Below are 18,519 nucleotides of genomic sequence, written 5' to 3' on the forward strand. Positions count from 1 at the left end.
CTCCACCGAAAGAGTCGCAGGTCGGCGACGCGAGGTGGTCGGCATCATCGCGTACACCCCGGCATGGGCACGCGTCGCGGGTGGCGGCGACACGCACGGATATCCCGCCGATCCGGCGACCTTCGCCGGCTTCGCCCGGCAGGCGGCACAGCGCTATTCGACTCGGGTGACCCACTGGGAGATCTGGAACGAACCGAATCTGACGAACTTCTTCCGGCCCCGTCCCGATGTCGGCAGGTACGTCGAGCTGCTCGCCGCGGCCGCTCCGGCCGTCAAGTCGGTGCAGCCGAATGCCCGGATCCTCAACGGCGGCCTCGCACCGGCGGTGGACAACGGATCCGACATCTCCCCCGTCACCTTCGTGCAGCAGCTCTACGCGCGCGGGGCGCACCAGTACTTCGACCTCCTCTCGGTGCACCCCTACAGCTATCCGGCGCTGCCGTCCGATGTGAGCACGCAGAGCTGGAACACCTTCTACCGCATGCGTCTGATGCGCGACACCATGGTGCAGTACGGCGACGCCGCGACACCGGTGTGGGCCACCGAGTTCGGTGCCCCCACCGGAACCGCCTCGAACGCGGTGAGCACGCAACGACAGACCGACATCATCGCCGACGGCATCGCGGAGGCCCGCCGACTCGGCTGGGTGCAGAAGGTGTTCGTCTACTCGATGCGCGACCGCGGGACGAACCGCGCCGACGTCGAGCAGAACTTCGGGCTGCTCTACCAGAACTTCTCGGCCAAACCCTCACGCGCCGTGGTCGCTTCGGCCGCCTCGGGATGCGCGGCCGCAAACGGCACACTCGAATCCACGAACTCGCCGGCCGACCCGGTGTGATGAATGGACGTAGTGACGGTCAGGCGCCGAGCGCGTCGGTGACGCCGTCGAGGATCCGATCGAGGATCGGCTCCGACGTCGCGAAGTTGATGCGCAGGAAGTTGCGTGCTCCCGACCCGAACCGCACCCCACCATCGGCGAGGACGCGTCCCCGATCGCGGACGGCCGACACCGGATCGTCGACGCCGAGCGGCCCTGTGTTCAACCACGTCAGGTAAGTGCCCTGCGGCAAATGATGCCGCAGGGCCGGGATCCGTTCGCGCAGAACCTCGTCCACCCGTCGGCGATTCCGGTCCAGGACCTGCAGCAGGTCGCGCTGCCACGCGTCGCCCTCGCGCCACGCGGCGAGCGTCGCGACGACTCCTGGAACCGAGACCGTCCCGTACAGGTCGAACGGCTCCGCGTCCCGGCGCTTCAGCAGGGTCTCGGAACCGTAGTGCACCACCGCGCACCGCATCCCCGCGAGGTTGAACGCCTTGCTGGCCGAGGTGAGCGTGACCGTACGGGCAGCGGCCTCCGGCCCGATCGAGGCGAACGGGATGTGCCGGTGCGGTTCGTAGATCAGCTCGGCATGGATCTCGTCGCTGACGACGAGCATGTCGAACCGTTCGGCGAGATCGGCGATCCGCTCGAGTTCCTCACGCGTGAGCACCCGACCGGTGGGATTGTGCGGGTTGACGAGCACCAGCACCCGCGGACGACGACGCGCCACCAACGGCTCGAACACATCGAAGTCGAGCACCCACCCGTCGCCTCGATCGACGAACGGAAAGTCGATCTGCTGCAGTCCCATCCGTCGCAGAGACGCGAGGAACGGCGGGTAGTTCGGTGTCTGGATCGCCACCGCATCGCCGCGCGTGGTGCTCAAGTGCAACACGAGCTGCAACGCCTGGATGAGATCCGTCTGCTCGCGGACGGCATCGGGATCAGGTTCCCATCCGTAGCGCGTGCGCATGCGCTGTGCGAACTCCTCGCGCAGCGGCGTGCCGTGGAACCAATCGGGATAGCCGAGATCGCTACGGTCGACCAGCTCGTGCAGCGCACGCGCGATCGGCGGTGCGACCGGGAAATCCATGTCGGCGACCCATGCGGGGGCCAGCCCATCGGCGGCCGCCCGTGCCCACTTGGCACCGGACCGCACCGACAGAGCATCGAAGTCGAGGTCGTCGAACCCGGGCACCCCAGGACCGCCGACCGAGAGGCGCTCGTCGCGGGTCATGGTGAGAGAATCGCACGGTTCGCGGCAGTGCGCGCGGCGAAGTCAGGCGGCCGGTCGCTGGCCCGTGACGAAGAAGATCAACCGATCGGCGACGTCGATGGCCTGGTCGCCGAACCGCCCGTAGAAACGCGCGAGGAGTGCGGTGTCGACCGCGGTCCGGATGTCGCCGTCCCATTCTGGGCTCTCGAGCAGGGAGAGCAGACGCGAGTGCACCGCATCGAGTTCGGTCTCGATGGCGTGCGTGCCCTTGATCGTCTCGAGGTCGAAGTCGGTGAACGCGTCGCGCAGGATCGCGACGATCTGCGCCGCGAGTTCGGCCATCCGGCGAAGGTCGTCGCGCAAGAGGTCGGACACGAGCGACTCGGGATGGCGACGCCGTACAACGCGCGCGATGTGCAGGCTCAGTTCGCCCATCCTGGTGAGATCGCTCGTGATACGAACCGCGGAGAACACCAACCGCAGGTCGGCGGCCACAGGACCCTGCAGGGCGAGGATCCGAACCGCTCGCTCGGAACAGTCGGTGTCGAGTTCGGCGATACGCGAGTCGAGATCGAGAGCGGACTGGGCCGCGTCGAGATCGGTGTCGAACAACGCGCGAGTGGCCAGGTCGAGCCCTTCGGCGGCAACCGCCGCGAGCTCGCCCAGGCGTCCGACCAGGTCGTCGAGCTGCCCTCGGAACAACTCCCTCATGTCTCGCTCCCTCCGTCGCCCGGTTCACGGCACGTGTACCCGACCGGTCCTCGTTGCAGTCCTCGGGCGGAGCCTAACGACGCGCGTCGACGACGCTCTCTGCGGCGACGTCCTCGACGGACGATACAGAGCTCGCGCCGTCGTCCATCCGGGCGAGATGAGCCTTGATCCATTCGGTGCTTCCCGGCGTCGCGGTGTTGTGCTGCGGGGTGCCGGCAATGCAGATAGACAAATTTTTTCCCTCGTCGTGACGCCGATGTGCTCGGCTGCGCAGGCCACACCCATCCCCTGGAGTGACCGTCATCACTATAGCCTGTCGGCGCGAAGCTTCAACTCGGGCGAAAACCTGATCAGTAGCGCGACGTCTCCCGAGGTTCGCCGTAACCGTTCTGCTGGGGATGGCCGTGCCCGTCCCGGTAGGGCTGTTGGTCGGCGTATCCGTAGTCGTATCCCTCGTCGTAACGGTACTGCTGGTAGGCCGGATCCTCGGGCGGGACGAACAGCGACTCGGGCTGTGACGACACCGGCTGCGGAGCCCGATGACGGTCGTCGGGCACCGGTCGCGGTGCCGGCGCCGCGGGTGCGGGTGCCGGCTGGGGNCCGGGGGTTCGGGAGCCGCCTCCACGACCGGTCCGCGGCGGCGGGCCGGAAGCACGGGCACCAACTCTCGTCCGGCGCCGAGCACGACGAGACGCGTGGGCACCTCGATCTCGGCCAGGGCACGCAGCGTGTCCTCCGCCTGCGTTCGCTCCTCGGCCCCGGCCTGCAGCACGATCACGGCGAGCGCGAGTCCCTCGGTGTTCGCCCGGGTCCACCACTGCTCCCCGATGCCGCAGCACACGATCCGGTCGCGGGCATCGCCGAACGAGTCGATCTCCACGGTCATGCCCTCCCCGCTCAGGAGGAGGATGTGGTCGCCGAGCGAGGCGCGCTGCTGCAGCATGACGATCGTGTCGAGCGGAAGTGCCTCCCGGTCGTCGCGCTCGACCTGCACGGCCGCCCGGTGTCGACGCGCGACCCGCCGTGCCCAGGCCGGACTGTTCGATGCCCCGAAGCGTCCGTTCAGCGCGACCAGCAACTCCGCGACGAGGACGAATACGGCGAGGAACGCAACCGCGGCCTCGGCACGCGGCATCGGGGACACCTTCGTCCCGGTACCGGCGGGCATCGACAGCACCTGGAGGTATTCGAGCCTCGCGCCCGAGCGTGCCTGCCGGAGCTGCTCGAGCCGCGCATCGAGTTCGGCCTGCACCACCGGATCGGCTACGCCCTCCTCCTCGGTCGCGATACTCGCGGCGAGATCGGCACGCAGACCGGCGACGACCGCGTCCAGTTCGGCGATGCGCGCATCGAGGGCGACGCGATTGCGTTCGGTCTGCGCGCGGTCGAGCTGTGTGACGACCGTCTGTGCGAGCCGGTCGGCGTCGACCTGCGAGTCGTCGCGGGCGGTCACGGTGAGCAGAGTGGGCGACGAGCCGTAGCCGACGTCGATCCTCGACGGCAGCTTCGCGGGATCCTCGTTCGTCTCGGTTGCGATTGCGGCCACGACCGCCGAGTCCTGCGACAGCGCGACGTACGGGGCGATGAGCTGCCCGAGGGTCGCGTCGTTGCCGGACACCGAGGACGACGAACGGATCTCCGCGACGAGCGACGATTCGTACACCCCGGGACCGCTGTCGCGGACGAAGAAGACCGCGATCGCGGCGAGCGCGGCGACGAGCGCGGCGGGCACGGCCACGCGGGCGAGATCGCGGGCATGCCCCACGAGATCGACGGTGGGAGGAACACCGAGCTCACGACGCAGTTCGGCGTCGCGGATGCTTCGTTCGGACACGATGCACAGGCCTTTCGCGGTCGCCCCGGGGAGTGGCACGTCGCCAGTGTGTCGCGACGAATCGGGCAAATGTTACCGACCCGTACGTCCGTCGGTTGCCGAGCAGCCGGCGCGGACGGGACCACATCTACAGGGTCGGTGCAGAAACGGCATCGGNNCCGATGCCGTTACGTGCGGATCGGAATGTGGACTCCGATCAGAGGTAGGCGCCGATCAGATCGCGCAGGAACTTGATCACGAACTGGAGCGGGTCGACCGGCTCCGGCTGCGACTGGGGGGCCGGCGGAACATTATCGGCCTGGGGCGCGGCCTCGCCCTGCGGTGCGGGCGCGGACTCGGCCTGCGGCGCGGACTGTGCCTGCGGAGCCGACTCGCCCTGCGGTGCGGATTCGCCGCCGCCGACCGTCACGGAGATGCCACCGGTGAAGGGGCGACCGGACGCGTCGAAGATGTTCTCGTACTGCGCACCCGAGGCGTCCTGGCAGCCCCAGAAGACGTTGTAGGTGCCGTCGGTGATCGACTCCTGGCCGGCCTGCGAGGGTGCGCCGTCCTTGATGTACAGCGCGCTCGAGGTGCTCGTGTTGGTCACCGAGAAGCTCGTGCCGGCGGGCTGCGCGTCGATGCGGCCCGACGGATCGGCCGTGTCGACGGTGCCCGGCTTCAGGACGTAGGTGACGCAGGTGACGCCGCGGTCGACGTCGGCGCGCGTCAGATCGAAGTCGACGACGATGGCGCCGTTCTCCGCCTTCGCCGAGACGCTCGGACCCGCAGCGGACGAGACGCCCGGAACGACCAGTGCCAGCAGTGCGGCACCGGAGGCCGCGACTGCAGCCTTCTTCGCAACAGAATTCATCGATTTTCCTCCCCGTATTTCGATGTCGGCGACCACTTTCGTGAGCGGCACGCCGTCGACCGTGCCCGACGCGCGTAGAACGCGGGCACATATGCGAGAACGTTACCGCTAGATGTCGTTGCTGTCGCGACGAGGTGGGGCATCGGCCCGGGCGGCCCGATCCACATGCCCGAGATCACGATCCGGCTCCACGAGATCCCGGACCCGCTGCTTGAGCGCGGCGATTTCGGGAAAACCCTTGTCCTCCTTGCGGTCCCACACGACCGTGTCGTCTACGACGATGCGGAACACCCCATCGGTCCCGGGAACGAGCGCGACCTCGCCGAGCGCGGGACCGAAAGTGTTCAGGAGTTCCTGCGCCATCCAACCGGCGCGCAGCAGCCATTTGCACTGCGTGCAGTAGGTGATCGCGACACGGGGAGCCTGCTCGGTCATGAGCGACAGGATATCTCCGCCGGAAATAGGTGAAGCCCCGGCAATCGTGGTGGTGGATCGGCCGGGGCTTCTGCACGGACCGGTGATGGGGGGTAACCGACCCGTGCGGCCGTCCTCACATGGGGGGACAGGAGGACGACGCGGAACCGAGTCTAGACACGAAAAATTGTTACTCGCGAGTATCGCGCAGGCGGACGTCCGGCGTGTCAGGAAGCGACGGGAGGATTCGCAGAATCACGCTGCTCCCGCTGCATCTCGACGAGTTGTTCCTCCCTCTCGGAGACGAACAGGAACCGACCGACCGCGAGCGCGCCGAGAGCCGAGAGGCCCAGCCACGCCGCCAGCGCCGATGCGATCCACACCCACATGGCTCACAGTGTGCGCGAATCCGCCGAGAACACCAAACATCGGAGATCACAACATGGTTGCAAAAGCAATACTCGAGGACGCCTCACAATGTGACTCCCGTCGCCCACAAGGCATTCACCATGGCCGGCAACGTCACCTCGATATCGTGGCGCTCCTCCACCCGGCGACGCGCGGTGACGGCGAGTTCGTACCGCAGGCCGGGGTCGGACATCAATCGCTGCATCGCCTCTGCCAGAGCCTTCGCATCGCCGGGTGGAACGAGCAGTCCCGCGCCATCGGCCAGGTACTCGGCGGTCCCTCCGTGATCGGTGCCGACGACGGGCACACCGTGCGCCATCGCCTCCAGTGCGACCAGCGGCCCCGCCTCCGGTGAGGTGCTCGCAGAGACCATCACGTCCCACACCGCGAAGACCTCGGCGGGATCGACCCGGCCCAGGAACGACACCCGCCCGCGCAGATCGGGGTCGTCTGCGCGACGCCGCAGCTCGCCGAGGAAGGCTTCGTCGCCAAGGAACGGCTCCCCCGCCACGTCGAGGTGGACGCCGGGCACCTCGGCCACCGCCTCGAGAAGGACGCGGTGTCCCTTCCATTCCGTCACCGACGCAAGGATGCCCACCCGCGCGGTCGAGTCCTCAGGAGATGCCGATCGGGACGGGGAAGGTGGGACCGGAACGCCGTGCAGTGCGACGACAACCGGATATCCGCATCCCCGGACCGGGACGGCCGAGGCTCGCGAGACGGCGACCGCTTCGCCCACCGCTCCCTTTCCCATCCGGGCGACGATGCGCTGCTTGCGCGAGGACAATGTGTCGTGCACCAGCCACCTGGCACGTTCCCGGTGGGACGTGCCGAGCACGGCGAGTCGCAGGGAAGGCAACGCGAACAACGAGTTGCACACCACCTGCGGTCGTTCCCGGGCAAGCACCCGACGAAGTCTGCGCGCTCCCACCAGCCATCGCACCGGAAGACCTGCCAGTCCCGCGATCCGCCCGATTCCCGTCTGTCCCCACATGCCCAACCGAGGCAACCGGACGTGGGCGCATCCGGACGGAAGGACTTCGGCGAGCGGCCCGTCGGGGCACGCCACGACGACCCGACGCCCCTGAGCGAGGGCGACGTGGACGAGCATCAGCATGACCTTCTCGGCACCCGACCGCTCACCGGTGTGCGCGACGAACAACAGCGGATCGCTCACGGCGCCGCAACCGTCCGATCCCTCACTGTTTCCGCCACGGGGCCTCCTGATTCGTCCGATTCGAGGTCGTCGGCTGAAATCGAGGCCGGCCGTCGTTCCGTTACAACAGCGCAACATCACACCGAATTGTCGCCGCGTCTGCAATATTCTCGTGATCGGAGGCAATACGCTGTTCGAGTGACATCGCCCAGAACCGGTCGCCGCTCCCGTCGCACCTTCGTGCTGGCTCTTGCCGCCTCGATGACGTTGTGCGCGAACCCGATTACCGCTGCAGCACAGGATCTCGAGCCGATGGGATCAACCCCTCCGGGCGAGGTCGCATTCCCGACCCGCAATCTCGGACTCGGGCCGAACATCGAATTCCGCGGCAATTCCGATGCCGTCACGCTCACATTTCCGGTCCCTGCCGGAAATTCTCCCGCTTTCCTCGACGTCACCGCCGAACTGCCTACGAACGTGGCGCGCGGGTGGATCGACGTCATCTCGGACGGGCGCCTGCTCACACGCGTGGAACTGCCGCCCGGTAGCGACATCGTGCCCCTGTCGATTCCGCTCGGCGGCGCGAAGGTGGAGAACGACGCCGCGGTGATCTCACTCGATCTGCACCTGGTCGCCGTCGACAACATCTGCCCCGACGACTGGACGCTGGGTTCGGTACGTCTGCGCGACGGTGTGGTCCGGTACGCGGGCACCCCCGCACCCCCGCAGGCGGTCGCCGACTACCTCCCGCCGGTCCTCGATCGCCTCGAGTTGTATCTGGCCGAGGACCCCACGGATGCCGAAGCGGGCGTCACTCTCGATCTCGCGGCGAGCGTGAGCGCCCGGTATCCCGGACGGCAGGTGCCCGTGGAAGTACGCGAACTCCCGGCGAACGGTCTCCCCCCCGCCGCCGCCACGCCGTTCGTCCGGCAGATCGTCGTCAGCGAGGGCGAGGAGACAAGAACGGAGGTAGTGCCGGTGCCCGACGGACCACCCGCCCTGTACGTCCGCGGCGACGCGGAGACCCTCCTCGACCAGGGACGCCTGATCACCAGCGCCCTGTCCGGTTTCGCCGTCACCTCCGACGTCGCCGTCGGCGCCTTCCAGACCCGGCCCATCCTCCCATCCGACTCGGCCACTCTGTACGACCTGCGGGTGTCCGACCTCGAGACGAGCGGCCTCGGCATCGCCGACGTGCATCTCTTCCTCGACCAGACCGAATTCGGGCGGCCGGTGCGCGATGTGAGCATCGACCTGCAGGGCTCCTACACCCCGCTCCCCGCTACCCAGGGCGGGTCGATCACCGTCTCCGTCGGCGACATCATGCTCGATTCGTGGGCCGCCGACGCGAGCGGCGTCATCGACCGTGTCGTCACGGTTCCGAACTCGGCCCTCGGGCGGCTCACCGACGTCAGTGTCGAACTCCGCACCACCGGCGCGCAGCAGCAGTGCGGTCTGCAGCAACCCGTCACCCTGCGCATCGACGGCGGCAGTCGTGTCTTCAGCACCCTCGCGGATCCGCCGCTCCCCGTCGGCTTCCCGTCGCTGCCCCAGACGCTGATGCCGAAGGTCGACGTCGCCACCTCCGATCGCAGCCTCGTCGACGTCTCCCGTGCCGTCGAGCTCGTCGCCGGGCTCCAGTCGCTCACCAGCCGTCCGCTCGACCCCGAATGGGTGACGATCGACGAAGCGCTCGCCTCGTCGGGACCGGCAGTGATCGTGGCCGCGAACGGTCTCCTGCCCGAAGATCTGCAGTCGCAGCTGCCGCTCGTCCGCACCGAGGACCGCCGGTTCGAGGTCCGCAACGCCGACGGCGAGAGCACCAGCCTCACTTTCGGCACCGAGGTGGACTTCGCCTCGTTGCAGGTCGTGCGGGACGACGGACGCACCGTGCTGGTCGCCATGTCGACCGGTGCTCCCGAGGAACTCGATCGGACGCTCGACTGGCTCTCCGCCGAGCCCGGTCGCTGGTTCGAACTCGAGGGCAGCGTGCTGTTCACCGCGCCCGACCGCGATCCGATCACCCTCATCGATCCCCGCACCCGGGACGACGACGTCGACGCGGCGTCGTCGGAATCGGACAGCACGGTGACCGCGGTGGTCGTCGCGGGGGTCGTCCTGCTCGTCGTCGGTGCGGCGGGCGCCGCGGTGTGGTCGCTCACCCGTCGGCGCCGTCCGCAGTCGCGGTGAACACGATGACCACGACAACCGAGCAACCGTCGTTCACCGAGCGGTTCTTCACGAACGCGATGCTGCACACCACCAATCGGTGGATCGCGATAGTCGCCGCAACCCTGATCGGCTTCCACTCCACCTGGCTGCAGCTGCTCGACGAGATCCGCACCGGCACCACGGGTGGTTACGTCCTCATCGTGCCGCCTCTCGTCGCGATCGTTGCGATCGGCGTCACGCGGCAGCGGAAGAACGAACTGCCGATCCACGACCGGCAGACCGACATCATCACGTCGGTGCTCCTGCTGCTGATCGCGCTCGCGATCAAGGGGCTACTGATGCCGAGATACGCAGCGACCTATCAGGTGATGCACCTCGACGTGCTCGCCGCGTGGGTGTTCGTGTGCGGGGCGTGCGTGGCGATGTTCGGTCTGCGCGTGACCGCGGCGTACTGGCAGGCGTGGATGATGCTCTTCCTGAGCTCACCCGTGCTCTACCGGATCGCGCTCGTCGAGTTCGGGGGCACGAAACTCGCCGCGGGACAGGTGACTCTCGTGCTCGCCGCCACCGCCATCGGACTCGCCACGCGCCGCACCCGGGCCCGCGGATTCTTCTACGGCTCCACGACATTCGTGACCGGCCTGATGGTGCTCATCCTGATCGACCAGCGGTGGCCGGATGCGCCCATCGCCGTGTCCCAGTACGTGCCGGCGGTGATCGCGACGGTGGTCGTCGGGGCCACTGCCTATCTGTGGACCTACCGCGGGCTCGCCCCGCGCACGCTGCCACCGAATCCGGTGTCGATTCCCCAGGCCGTGCGGGGAGCTCTGTGCATCATGGTGGCCGCGCTCCTCGCGGCACTCGTGCCGCTGCCCGACCAACGGCTGACACCCGTATCGGAAGGGCCACCCTATTCGGGCACCGCCACGCAGATCGTCCCGGCCGGGTGGGTGCAGTTGTCGTCCGTCGACTACGACTGGCCCCGTGCCTATTTCCGCCAGGGATCGGTGCTGCGTCGGCAGATGATCCGCGCGGAGGAACCGGATCCGGACTGGGACCGTCTGCTGCGTCCGCGCACCGTCGCCGTGCAGACCCTGCAGGTACGCAGCCCGAACGCGTTCGCGGTCTACCCCACCCAGTCGATGTACGAACTCGGCATGTCGCGCGTGAGCCCCAAGGAGTACGTCGATCTGGGACGCGGGGTGACCGCCGAGTACTTCACCGTCGTCGACGACAAGCTGCTCCTCACGTGGAGTCTGCTCAGCTTCGTGTGGACCCGCAGCGACACCGTCGCCCAGCGGGTGAGCTTGTTGACGGTGGACAATCACGAACTCGACGCGCCGTTCCCGCAGCCCGAGCCGAACACTGTCGCCAACGTGCGCACGCTGGTGCGGGTGTTGTTGCGAGGCAACGGCACCGTCGAGGACACCGAGCCCGAGTACAAGGACCGTTCCATGCTCATCGAGGTGGGTCGCGAGCTCGTGGAGGCACAGTGGCAGGACGAGTGAATGTCGGCTCCGGACACGCTGTTCCGTCCGAGGGCACCGCGGAGTTCGACGCCTACCGGACCGCCGCCCTGCACGAGGCGGTGCACGGACTCCGCGAACGCAGCCCTGTGTCGTCGGCGTCGGTCGCGTTCGTGCCGTGGCAGAAATACCTCGGATTCGCACTCGCGGGGGCCTTCGTGCTCGCGCTCGTCGTGGCGACGAAACCGACCCTGATCGTCTTCACCGTGCTGTGCACCTTCGGGTACATCGCGACCCTTGCCGACCGGCTGCTGCTGTTCACCCGCGGCATGGCACGCGACGCACAGTTCATCGTCGACGACGAGGAAGCTCTCGCCCTCACCGACGACCAGTTGCCGCCGTACACGGTGCTCGTGCCCGCTTACAACGAACCCGAGGTGGTCGGTGACCTGCTCGCCGCGATGGCTGCGCTCGACTATCCGGCCGACAAGCTCCAGGTGCTGTTGCTGCTCGAGGAGGACGACAACGTCACGATCGAGGCCGCGGAGAAGGCCGGGCTCGGCGAGAGCGTCGAGATCCTGCTCGTCCCGGCCGCCGATCCGCGCACGAAACCGAAGGCGTGCAATTACGGACTTCACTTCACGACGGGCGAGATCGTGACGATCTTCGACGCCGAGGATCTGCCCGAGCCTCTGCAGTTGCGCCGGGTGGTCGTCGTCTTCGACCGCCTCGGCGACGACGTGGCGTGCGTGCAGGCGAAACTGGCCTTCCACAACGGAACCCAGAATCTGCTGACCGGTTGGTTCACCGCCGATTACGCGCTGTGGTTCAACTTCATCCTGCCCGGACTGATGAAGTCGCACTCGCCGATCCCGCTCGGCGGGACGTCGAACCATATCCGCCGATCGGTGTTCGACGAGATCGGTGCGTGGGATCCGTACAACGTCACCGAGGACGCCGATCTCGGTGTCCGGATCGCCGAATCCGGCTACTCCACTGCGGTTCTCGACTCGACCACGCTGGAGGAGGCGAACAGCGATCCGATCAACTGGGTGCGGCAGCGATCCCGGTGGTACAAGGGCTATCTGCAGACGTGGCTGGTCCACATGCGCCGGCCCGTCCGACTGTGGCGGGTGATCGGCACCGCGGGGATGCTGCGTTTCACGACCCTGCTCGCGGGCACGCCGATCATCGCGTGCCTGAACATGGTGTTCTGGATGACGACGCTGGCGTGGCTGCTCGGCCAGGCGGAGCTGATCGAGGAGATCTTCCCCTGGTACGCCTACTTCCCCGCGCTGATCTCGCTCGTGTTCGGCAACGTCGCCGTGATGTACATGAACTTCGTGGCATGCCGCGAGACCGGGCACGCGAACCTGTGGTGGCCGTGCCTGACCGTGCCGTTCTACTGGGTCCTCATGTCGATCGCGGCGATCAAGGGCACCTACCAGCTCATCCGTAATCCTTCCTACTGGGAGAAGACCTTCCACGGGTTGTCGTCGTGAGGGCCCGCAGCACGTGGGTGTTCTGGACCGCCTGCCTGATCTATCTGGTGGTGGGACTGTGGCTCGCGCTGGACGTGCAGTACTACCAGGGTGATTCACTCAGCCGTGTCAGCGCTGCGCGGTCGGTGCTGCTCAGCCGCGACCCGCACCTCGCCGCCATCGGTTTCGTGTTCACACCCCTCACCGCGCTCGTCCAGGTGCCCCTCACGGGACTGTCGGCGTGGTTCCCGGGGCTGTCGGCCTATGCCGTCACGGCGGTGCTCATGTCGGCGCCTTTCATGGCCGGCGCGGCGGTGCAGATCCACCGCATCGCGTGCGATCGCGGCTGCCCGCCGTGGTTCGTGTGGACGGTGACGGCGGTGTTCGCCCTGAATCCGATGATCGTCTACTACGGCGCGAACGGGATGAGCGAGGCACCGTTCCTGTTCGCGTTGTGCTGGGCCGCGCGTCGTCTGATCCGCTGGTGCAGCACCGACGACATCCACGACCTGGCGCTGGCCGGAATCGCCCTCGCGCTGGCGTATCTCGCGCGATACGACGCGCTGGCCGTCGGTGGGGCGGTGACGGTCTTCGTCGCGCTGCTCGTCCGGTACCGGTCGCGTCGCTACGCTCCCGGTTCGGGATGGCAGCCGGCGATCATGGACGCGATCCTCGTCGCCGCGCCCCTCGCGCTGGCCTTCGTCGCGTTCGTCGTGACGAGCTGGCTCGTCACCGGTGAATGGCTCGCGCAGTTCACCTCGGCATACGGCAATGCCGCCATCCTCGAGCAGAGCGGTGGCGGGTCTTCGGGCGGGCTCGGTGCGGTCGCGTTCTCGCTCGCCGAGACCGTCGTGCTCGGACCGGCGCTTCCGCTGTTGATCCCGGTCGTGGCGGTGCTGGCTTGGCGGCGACGTGATCTCGAACCGCTCGTGCCGTTCGTCGTCTTCGGCGCGGTCCTGGGATTCGCGGCCCTGTCCTATGCGCGTGGAATGACCTTCCCCTTCCTGCGCTTCTACATCTGCGCGATCCCGCTGCTCGCAGTGTGGGTCGTGCAGCTGGCACCGCGACGCGGACTGCTCACGGCACGACGTCCCGGACCGCACACCGTTCCGAGGGCGGAGGACCGCAGCGGCGCGGCACCGCTGGGTGCGGTGCTCCTGGTGTGCAGTCTGCCCGTCACATTCGTCGCGATGGGCTCGCCCACCCTGTCGCAGGAACAGCACGCGCTGCGCACGGTCCTGTTCCCGGACGACGACGATCCGTCCGAGGTACGTGAGCAGCAGCGACGGGTGATCGCGGCGTTCTCCACCGAACGACGCATCGCCGAATATCTCGACGCGATGGACCTGCCGCCGGGCTCGGTGCTGATGGACACGGTCTACGGGTTCGCGATCTTCTCGGCCACCGAACGCCCCGAGACCTTCGTCGTCCCTTCGGATGCCGACTTCACCGCCGTACTCAACCGTCCCTCCGCCTCCGGGGTCGAGTACATCCTGACCGTCCCCAACGAGGGCCGAGGAACGTCGGATGCCGTCAACCGCCGCTACCCCACCATCTACGAGACCGGCAGCGACATCGCGGTACTCGAACTCGAGATTCCCAACGGCGGTGCCGACCAACCCGATTGGCGTCTCTTCCGGGTACTCGACCGCACATCACCCTGAGCGGTGGTGGCGCCGTAGGACGTAGTGGACCGGGTCGTCCGGACCGATGTCGTAGGTGCACTCGTCCGGTCGTGGGTCGGGGACGAACGACCACATCAGCGCACCGTCGGCCCCGATATCGCGGTACTGCTCGAGCGTGCGGTCGACGATGTCGGCACGCTCGCTCACCGCCCGGCACGAACCGGCCCGGACACCGAGTTCGGCGACGAGCATAGGCTTCGACAACCCGTCGAGTCGTTGTTCGAGGAACTGGGCGTCGTCGTAGTCGTGGTACTGCACGACGTCGAGGTGCTCGGCGTCGGTGACGGTCGCGAAATCGTCGCCGGCCGAACCGCACTGGTCGCCTCCGATGGTGCCCACGGTGACGAGCCGGTCCGGGTCGTGCTCACGGACGATGGCGGCCGCGTCGTCGATCCACTTGCGGAGCAGCCGGGCACCGCCGGGCACGCACTCGCGTCGTTCGAGGGTGCACTCGTCGTCGGCGCAGGTCGCGGTCTCGGGTTCGCCGATCAACTCCCACATCGCCACCACCGACGACGACCCCCACCGTTCGACGGCCGTCGCGACCCAGTCGTCGTAGGCGAGCACATGACCCGGCAGCGGGTCGCGCCAACCGGTGTCGTACCAGTCCGCCTGCTTGTATCCGCCCGCGTCGCAATCGCTGTCCTGCGGGGCGAGAACCGGGATCAGGTACACCCTGTGCCGCTCGGCGGCGTCGAAGACGGCATCCAGCGCGGTGAAGTCGAGCGTGCCGCCGATCCGGTGCACGGCGTGGGACTGGAAGGCGTCGAAACGCACCACCGAGCGCGGAGCAAGTGCGCCGAAGAACTCGTCGAGATCCACCTCGGCACCGCATCCCTGGTTGACCTCCCATCGGGTGCCGAGTTGGTACGCGTTGAGGCCGGCGGGCCACCATGTCCGGTCGTCGAGAACGAGACGGTCGCCGTCGGCGCGGACCCTCGGGAGATCCTCGGGAGGCGAGGGGCGCGACGAAGTGTCCTGCGCACAGGCCGCGAGCAGGAGCAGCAGGGCGGTGGCGACCGCAGCGACGCGCACGTCCAGAGATTAACCGCCACGGAGCCGTGTACGCAGGCATCCTGCCATCGGGTCGTCAGAGGTTGTCGAGCTTCCGGATGATCCGGCGCATGTCCTTGCTCTCGGTGTTGTGGACGAGGCCGACGAGGATCGATGTCAGCGGGTCGGGGCGTGCGATGACCCTGCCGAGCACGGCGACGTTCCGGTCGAGGACGTCGATCGCAGCGGGGCGCAGGTCCGCATCCATCTGCGACAGCATCTCCGCCCACACCCATGCGTTGTCCCGCGCGCGGTCGAAGGCGAAGTCGAGGACCGGGTTCACCGTGTCGACCGGTTCGAGAATCTTGATCAGGGGCGAGAACGACTCGATGGCGTCGCGCACCTTCGGCATCACCCCCGCGATGATGTCGTTGATCTTGTCGTAGTCGGCGCGGAAGGCGTCCAGTTCGTCACCCGACAGGTTCTCACCCACGACGACGGCGAGATCGAGATTGATGTGCGCGTTGATCCCCAGCAGCAGGTGCTGCAGCACGATCAGCCGGTCCTGTTTCGCGGCGTCGAACGCCACCTGCCATGCCCTGGTCGGTGTGGCCGCTTCGTAGGCTTCGAAGTAGCGGTTCGCGAACAGGGTGTCGATGCGGTTCATGCGGTCCTTGTCCGCGAAGACGCCGGCCTTCACCGCCAGGGTCATCTGCCGATAGACGGCCGCGAAGCATCCCCGCGGATCGCCGCGCGCGGCGGTCTCGTCGACGATGCCGTCGAGGATCCCGATCACCTCGTCGATGTCGTTCGCGTGCAGCGCCACGGTCCCTCCTCCGTGCGGATGAGGATCATTGTGGACCCGCGTGTGCCGTCCCGGAAAGAACCACGGGACGGGAAGAACTAGCTGGGACGCGCGTCGGGGTGCTTGTGCACGAAGTTCAGGTACGCCTTCGACGGCGTGGGCCCGCGCTGGCCCTGGTACTTGGACCCGACCTTCGCGCTGCCGTAGGGGTGCTCGGCGGGGCTCGTCAACCGGAACAGGCACAGCTGACCGATCTTCATGCCCGGCCACAGCGTGATCGGCAGGTTAGCGACATTGGACAGCTCGAGGGTGATGTGCCCGTCGAAACCCGGGTCGATGAACCCGGCCGTCGAGTGCGTGAGCAGACCGAGCCGGCCCAGCGACGACTTGCCTTCGAGGCGACCGGCGAGGTCGGCCGGCAGGGTGCACCGCTCCATCGTCGACCCGAGCACGAACTCGCCGGGATGCAGCACGAACGGCTCACCCTCGGGCACCTGCACCAGCGACGTCAGTTCGTCCTGCTGCTTCGCCGGGTCGATGTGCGTGTAGCGCGTGTTGTTGAAGACGCGGAACAGGCTGTCGAGTTTGACGTCGACACTCGAGGGCTGCACGAGCTCCGGATCGAACGGGTCGATGCCCAGATGCCCGGAGGCGATCTGAGCGCGGATGTCGCGATCGGAGAGCAGCACGAGTAGAGGTTAACAATCGCCCGGTTGGGGGTTCTACGTGGCCGAGCCGCGCCGCAGTTGGCTGGACATGGTGAGCAGCAACTCGGTGCACTCCTCGACGACGTCGTCGTGGCTCAGCGGCACGGTGCCGTCGAGCCAGGCCGTCAGCGCCTGGGCGAGTCCACCGACGACGTAGTGCGCCGCGAGGTCGAGCCGGGGGCTCGGGGTGATGGCGTAGATGTTCTCGGCCTGCGCAGTGACCAGGCCGGCGAACATGCGGGTCGAGTCGAGGCGCCGCTTCGCGAGCTGCGTGTTGGCCTGACTGACGGAGAACAACATGCGGCCGAGTCGCGGGTCCTCGTCGATCTCGCGGACGATGTTCTCGACGCAGGCCCGCACGATCGCGCGGTCGTCGTCGGCGGGTGCCGAGGTCACGGCAGCGAGCGTGCTCTCGGCGATGCGCTGGACGACGTGGTCGTAGACGGCACCGGTGAGCTCGTCGCGGTCGGCGAAGCTCTCGTAGAAGTATCGCGACGCCAGACCGGCGCGCTTGCAGACACCGCGCACCGACAGCGTGGCTTCGCCGTCGGCAGCTCCGAGGAGGTCGAGACCGGCCTCGATCAGCTGCGCTCGCCGATCGGCCTGTCGTTCCTCGCCTGCGCGTCCACCGTAGAGCCGTCCAGTTGCCATACCCCTATCTTCGCAGCGTCCGGTCTCCGTTCCGCGCAACCTCCGGTCTTTACCGTCGGCGCGCATCTGAGTACAGTCGTAGTCACTTCGAACGATGGAGGGACATTCCGATGACGACGACCGTCGACAAGCCCGTCGGCCTCGACGACACGATGGACGGGCTCGGCCTGGCCGCCGGAGCCGCGAACATCATCATGCAGCTGTCGTGGCCCGGTGTCGGCTACGGCGTCTACGAATCCCGCGTGGAGTCGGGACGGCTGTTCGACCACCCGATCAAGCGCACCCGCACCACCCTCACCTACCTGGCCGTCGCGGCGCGCGGCACCGACGACGAGAAACGACTGTTCCGTCGCGGCGTCAACAAGGCGCACGCGCAGGTGCGCTCCACCGAGTCGAGCCCGGTCGAGTACAACGCGATGGATCCGGAACTGCAGCTGTGGGTGGCGTCGTGCATCTACCGCGGATTCGAGGACGTGCACCGCGCGCTGTACGGGCCGATCCCCGACGATGCGATCGAGTACTTCTACCAGAACGGCGCGACCTTCGGAACGACACTGCAGGTGCCGCAGCACATGTGGCCGGAGGACCGCGCGGCGTTCGAGCAGTACTGGGAGGACAACCTCCACAAGGTGAAGATCGACGACACGATCCGCGAGCACCTGCTGTCGATCGCCCGGATCGAGTTCCTGCCCCAGCCCGTCCCGGCCCTGTTCGGCAAGCTCAATCTCTTCTTCACCGCCGGCTTCCTGCCGCAGCTGTTCCGCGAGCAGATGCTGCTGCCGTGGACGCCGCGCGACCAGCGTCGCTTCGACCGCGTCATGCGGGCTCTCGGTGTGGCGAACAAGAGACTGCCGGTCGCGGTGCGGGAGCTGCCCTACCGCGTGCTGCTAGCCGACATGCGGTGGCGGATCCGGACAGGTCGATCCCTGGTCTAGCGGTCCCGCGATCGACCCGGAGAGTCTGCTACAGTTTGCTCCGAAAGCTCGGGCCGGAGTCGATGAGAATCGGCAAAAGCCCAGCGTGCCGATGTAGTTCAATGGTAGAACATCAGCTTCCCAAGCTGAATACGCGGGTTCGATTCCCGTCATCGGCTCCCACAAATACCGCGTTTGACCAGCGCAAACACCACAACCGAACATCGTGGCTA

16 protein-coding genes and 1 tRNA gene are annotated in these 18,519 nt (G+C 67.5%); 7 read left to right on the plus strand and 10 right to left on the minus strand.

The window, feature by feature from the left end; translation table 11 throughout:
- Window positions 1-34 precede the first annotated feature (34 nt).
- Complete coding sequence (locus ACLBYD_RS23830) at window positions 35-838, plus strand: GH39 family glycosyl hydrolase (protein ID WP_447818401.1); 804 nt, start codon at window positions 35-37, stop codon at window positions 836-838.
- A gap of 19 nt (window positions 839-857) precedes the next feature.
- On the opposite strand, the gene ACLBYD_RS23835 is transcribed toward ACLBYD_RS23830, so the two are convergent.
- The 6 genes from ACLBYD_RS23835 to ACLBYD_RS23860 form a co-directional block, all read right to left on the minus strand.
- Window positions 858-2,057 carry a MalY/PatB family protein gene (locus ACLBYD_RS23835; RefSeq protein ID WP_447818402.1) on the minus strand — a complete coding sequence of 400 codons (1,200 nt, stop codon included), beginning with the start codon at window positions 2,055-2,057 and terminating at the stop codon, window positions 858-860.
- Window positions 2,058-2,099: 42 nt separating this feature from the next.
- Window positions 2,100-2,747: a PhoU domain-containing protein gene (locus tag ACLBYD_RS23840; protein ID WP_120280333.1), complete on the minus strand. Its 648-nt coding sequence runs from the start codon at window positions 2,745-2,747 to the stop codon at window positions 2,100-2,102.
- Between the two features lie 2,030 nt (window positions 2,748-4,777).
- Window positions 4,778-5,434 carry a hypothetical protein gene (locus ACLBYD_RS23845; protein ID WP_447818403.1) on the minus strand — a complete coding sequence of 219 codons (657 nt, stop codon included), beginning with the start codon at window positions 5,432-5,434 and terminating at the stop codon, window positions 4,778-4,780.
- Window positions 5,435-5,542: 108 nt separating this feature from the next.
- Window positions 5,543-5,869, minus strand: coding sequence for a SelT/SelW/SelH family protein (locus ACLBYD_RS23850; protein ID WP_447818404.1), 327 nt, complete (start codon window positions 5,867-5,869; stop codon window positions 5,543-5,545).
- Between the two features lie 206 nt (window positions 5,870-6,075).
- Complete coding sequence (locus tag ACLBYD_RS23855) at window positions 6,076-6,237, minus strand: hypothetical protein (RefSeq protein WP_016696211.1); 162 nt, start codon at window positions 6,235-6,237, stop codon at window positions 6,076-6,078.
- Window positions 6,238-6,320: 83 nt separating this feature from the next.
- Window positions 6,321-7,433: a glycosyltransferase family 4 protein gene (locus ACLBYD_RS23860; RefSeq protein ID WP_447818405.1), complete on the minus strand. Its 1,113-nt coding sequence runs from the start codon at window positions 7,431-7,433 to the stop codon at window positions 6,321-6,323.
- Between the two features lie 177 nt (window positions 7,434-7,610).
- Here ACLBYD_RS23860 and ACLBYD_RS23865 point away from each other — a divergent pair, with 177 nt between their 5' ends.
- From ACLBYD_RS23865 to ACLBYD_RS23880, 4 genes are read left to right on the plus strand one after another with little or no spacing between them, the layout of a single operon-like run.
- Window positions 7,611-9,602, plus strand: a complete 1,992-nt coding sequence (locus tag ACLBYD_RS23865) for a hypothetical protein (protein ID WP_447818406.1) — start codon at window positions 7,611-7,613, stop codon at window positions 9,600-9,602.
- A 5-nt stretch (window positions 9,603-9,607) separates the two neighbouring features.
- The gene (locus ACLBYD_RS23870; RefSeq protein ID WP_232622267.1) at window positions 9,608-11,092 is read left to right on the plus strand and encodes an archaeosortase/exosortase family protein; all 1,485 of its coding nucleotides are present in this window, start codon (window positions 9,608-9,610) and stop codon (window positions 11,090-11,092) included.
- Window positions 11,089-12,552 carry a glycosyltransferase gene (locus ACLBYD_RS23875; protein ID WP_447818414.1) on the plus strand — a complete coding sequence of 488 codons (1,464 nt, stop codon included), beginning with the start codon at window positions 11,089-11,091 and terminating at the stop codon, window positions 12,550-12,552. The genes ACLBYD_RS23870 and ACLBYD_RS23875 overlap by 4 nt, the downstream gene beginning before the upstream one ends.
- The gene (locus ACLBYD_RS23880; protein ID WP_447818407.1) at window positions 12,549-14,195 is read left to right on the plus strand and encodes an ABC transporter; all 1,647 of its coding nucleotides are present in this window, start codon (window positions 12,549-12,551) and stop codon (window positions 14,193-14,195) included. Before ACLBYD_RS23875 ends, ACLBYD_RS23880 begins: the two co-directional genes overlap by 4 nt.
- On the opposite strand, the gene ACLBYD_RS23885 is transcribed toward ACLBYD_RS23880, so the two are convergent.
- The 4 genes from ACLBYD_RS23885 to ACLBYD_RS23900 form a co-directional block, all read right to left on the minus strand.
- A complete protein-coding gene (locus ACLBYD_RS23885) occupies window positions 14,187-15,251 on the minus strand; it encodes a beta-mannosidase (protein ID WP_447818408.1) in 1,065 nt (354 codons plus the stop codon). The two genes, ACLBYD_RS23880 and ACLBYD_RS23885, sit on opposite strands and share 9 nt — an antisense overlap.
- 55 nt (window positions 15,252-15,306) lie before the next feature.
- Entirely contained in the window at window positions 15,307-16,035 is a 729-nt protein-coding gene (locus tag ACLBYD_RS23890) for a DUF5995 family protein (RefSeq protein WP_447818409.1), read from the minus strand.
- 77 nt (window positions 16,036-16,112) lie between these two features.
- The gene (gene dcd / locus ACLBYD_RS23895; RefSeq protein WP_016696219.1) at window positions 16,113-16,703 is read right to left on the minus strand and encodes a dCTP deaminase; all 591 of its coding nucleotides are present in this window, start codon (window positions 16,701-16,703) and stop codon (window positions 16,113-16,115) included.
- 33 nt (window positions 16,704-16,736) lie between these two features.
- A complete protein-coding gene (locus ACLBYD_RS23900) occupies window positions 16,737-17,372 on the minus strand; it encodes a TetR/AcrR family transcriptional regulator (RefSeq protein ID WP_447818410.1) in 636 nt (211 codons plus the stop codon).
- A 110-nt stretch (window positions 17,373-17,482) separates the two neighbouring features.
- On the opposite strand from ACLBYD_RS23900, the gene ACLBYD_RS23905 reads away from it, so the two are divergent.
- On the plus strand, window positions 17,483-18,307 hold the full coding sequence (locus ACLBYD_RS23905; RefSeq protein WP_447818411.1) for an oxygenase MpaB family protein: 825 nt from the start codon (window positions 17,483-17,485) through the stop codon (window positions 18,305-18,307).
- Window positions 18,308-18,394: 87 nt separating this feature from the next.
- Window positions 18,395-18,465: transfer RNA gene (locus tag ACLBYD_RS23910), tRNA-Gly, on the plus strand.
- Window positions 18,466-18,519: the final 54 nt, after the last annotated feature.

This window comes from Rhodococcus sp. C26F (assembly GCF_053345925.1).

Coding starts and splice junctions, on each gene's coding strand:
- ACLBYD_RS23845 (WP_447818403.1), bottom strand. CDS start 5,434: ATGAATTCTGTTGCGAAGAAGGCTGCAGTCGCGGCCTCCGGTGCCGCA.
- ACLBYD_RS23900 (WP_447818410.1), bottom strand. CDS start 17,372: ATGGCAACTGGACGGCTCTACGGTGGACGCGCAGGCGAGGAACGACAG.
- ACLBYD_RS23850 (WP_447818404.1), bottom strand. CDS start 5,869: ATGACCGAGCAGGCTCCCCGTGTCGCGATCACCTACTGCACGCAGTGC.
- ACLBYD_RS23870 (WP_232622267.1), top strand. CDS start 9,608: ATGACCACGACAACCGAGCAACCGTCGTTCACCGAGCGGTTCTTCACG.
- ACLBYD_RS23855 (WP_016696211.1), bottom strand. CDS start 6,237: ATGTGGGTGTGGATCGCATCGGCGCTGGCGGCGTGGCTGGGCCTCTCG.
- ACLBYD_RS23905 (WP_447818411.1), top strand. CDS start 17,483: ATGACGACGACCGTCGACAAGCCCGTCGGCCTCGACGACACGATGGAC.
- ACLBYD_RS23835 (WP_447818402.1), bottom strand. CDS start 2,057: ATGACCCGCGACGAGCGCCTCTCGGTCGGCGGTCCTGGGGTGCCCGGG.
- ACLBYD_RS23840 (WP_120280333.1), bottom strand. CDS start 2,747: ATGAGGGAGTTGTTCCGAGGGCAGCTCGACGACCTGGTCGGACGCCTG.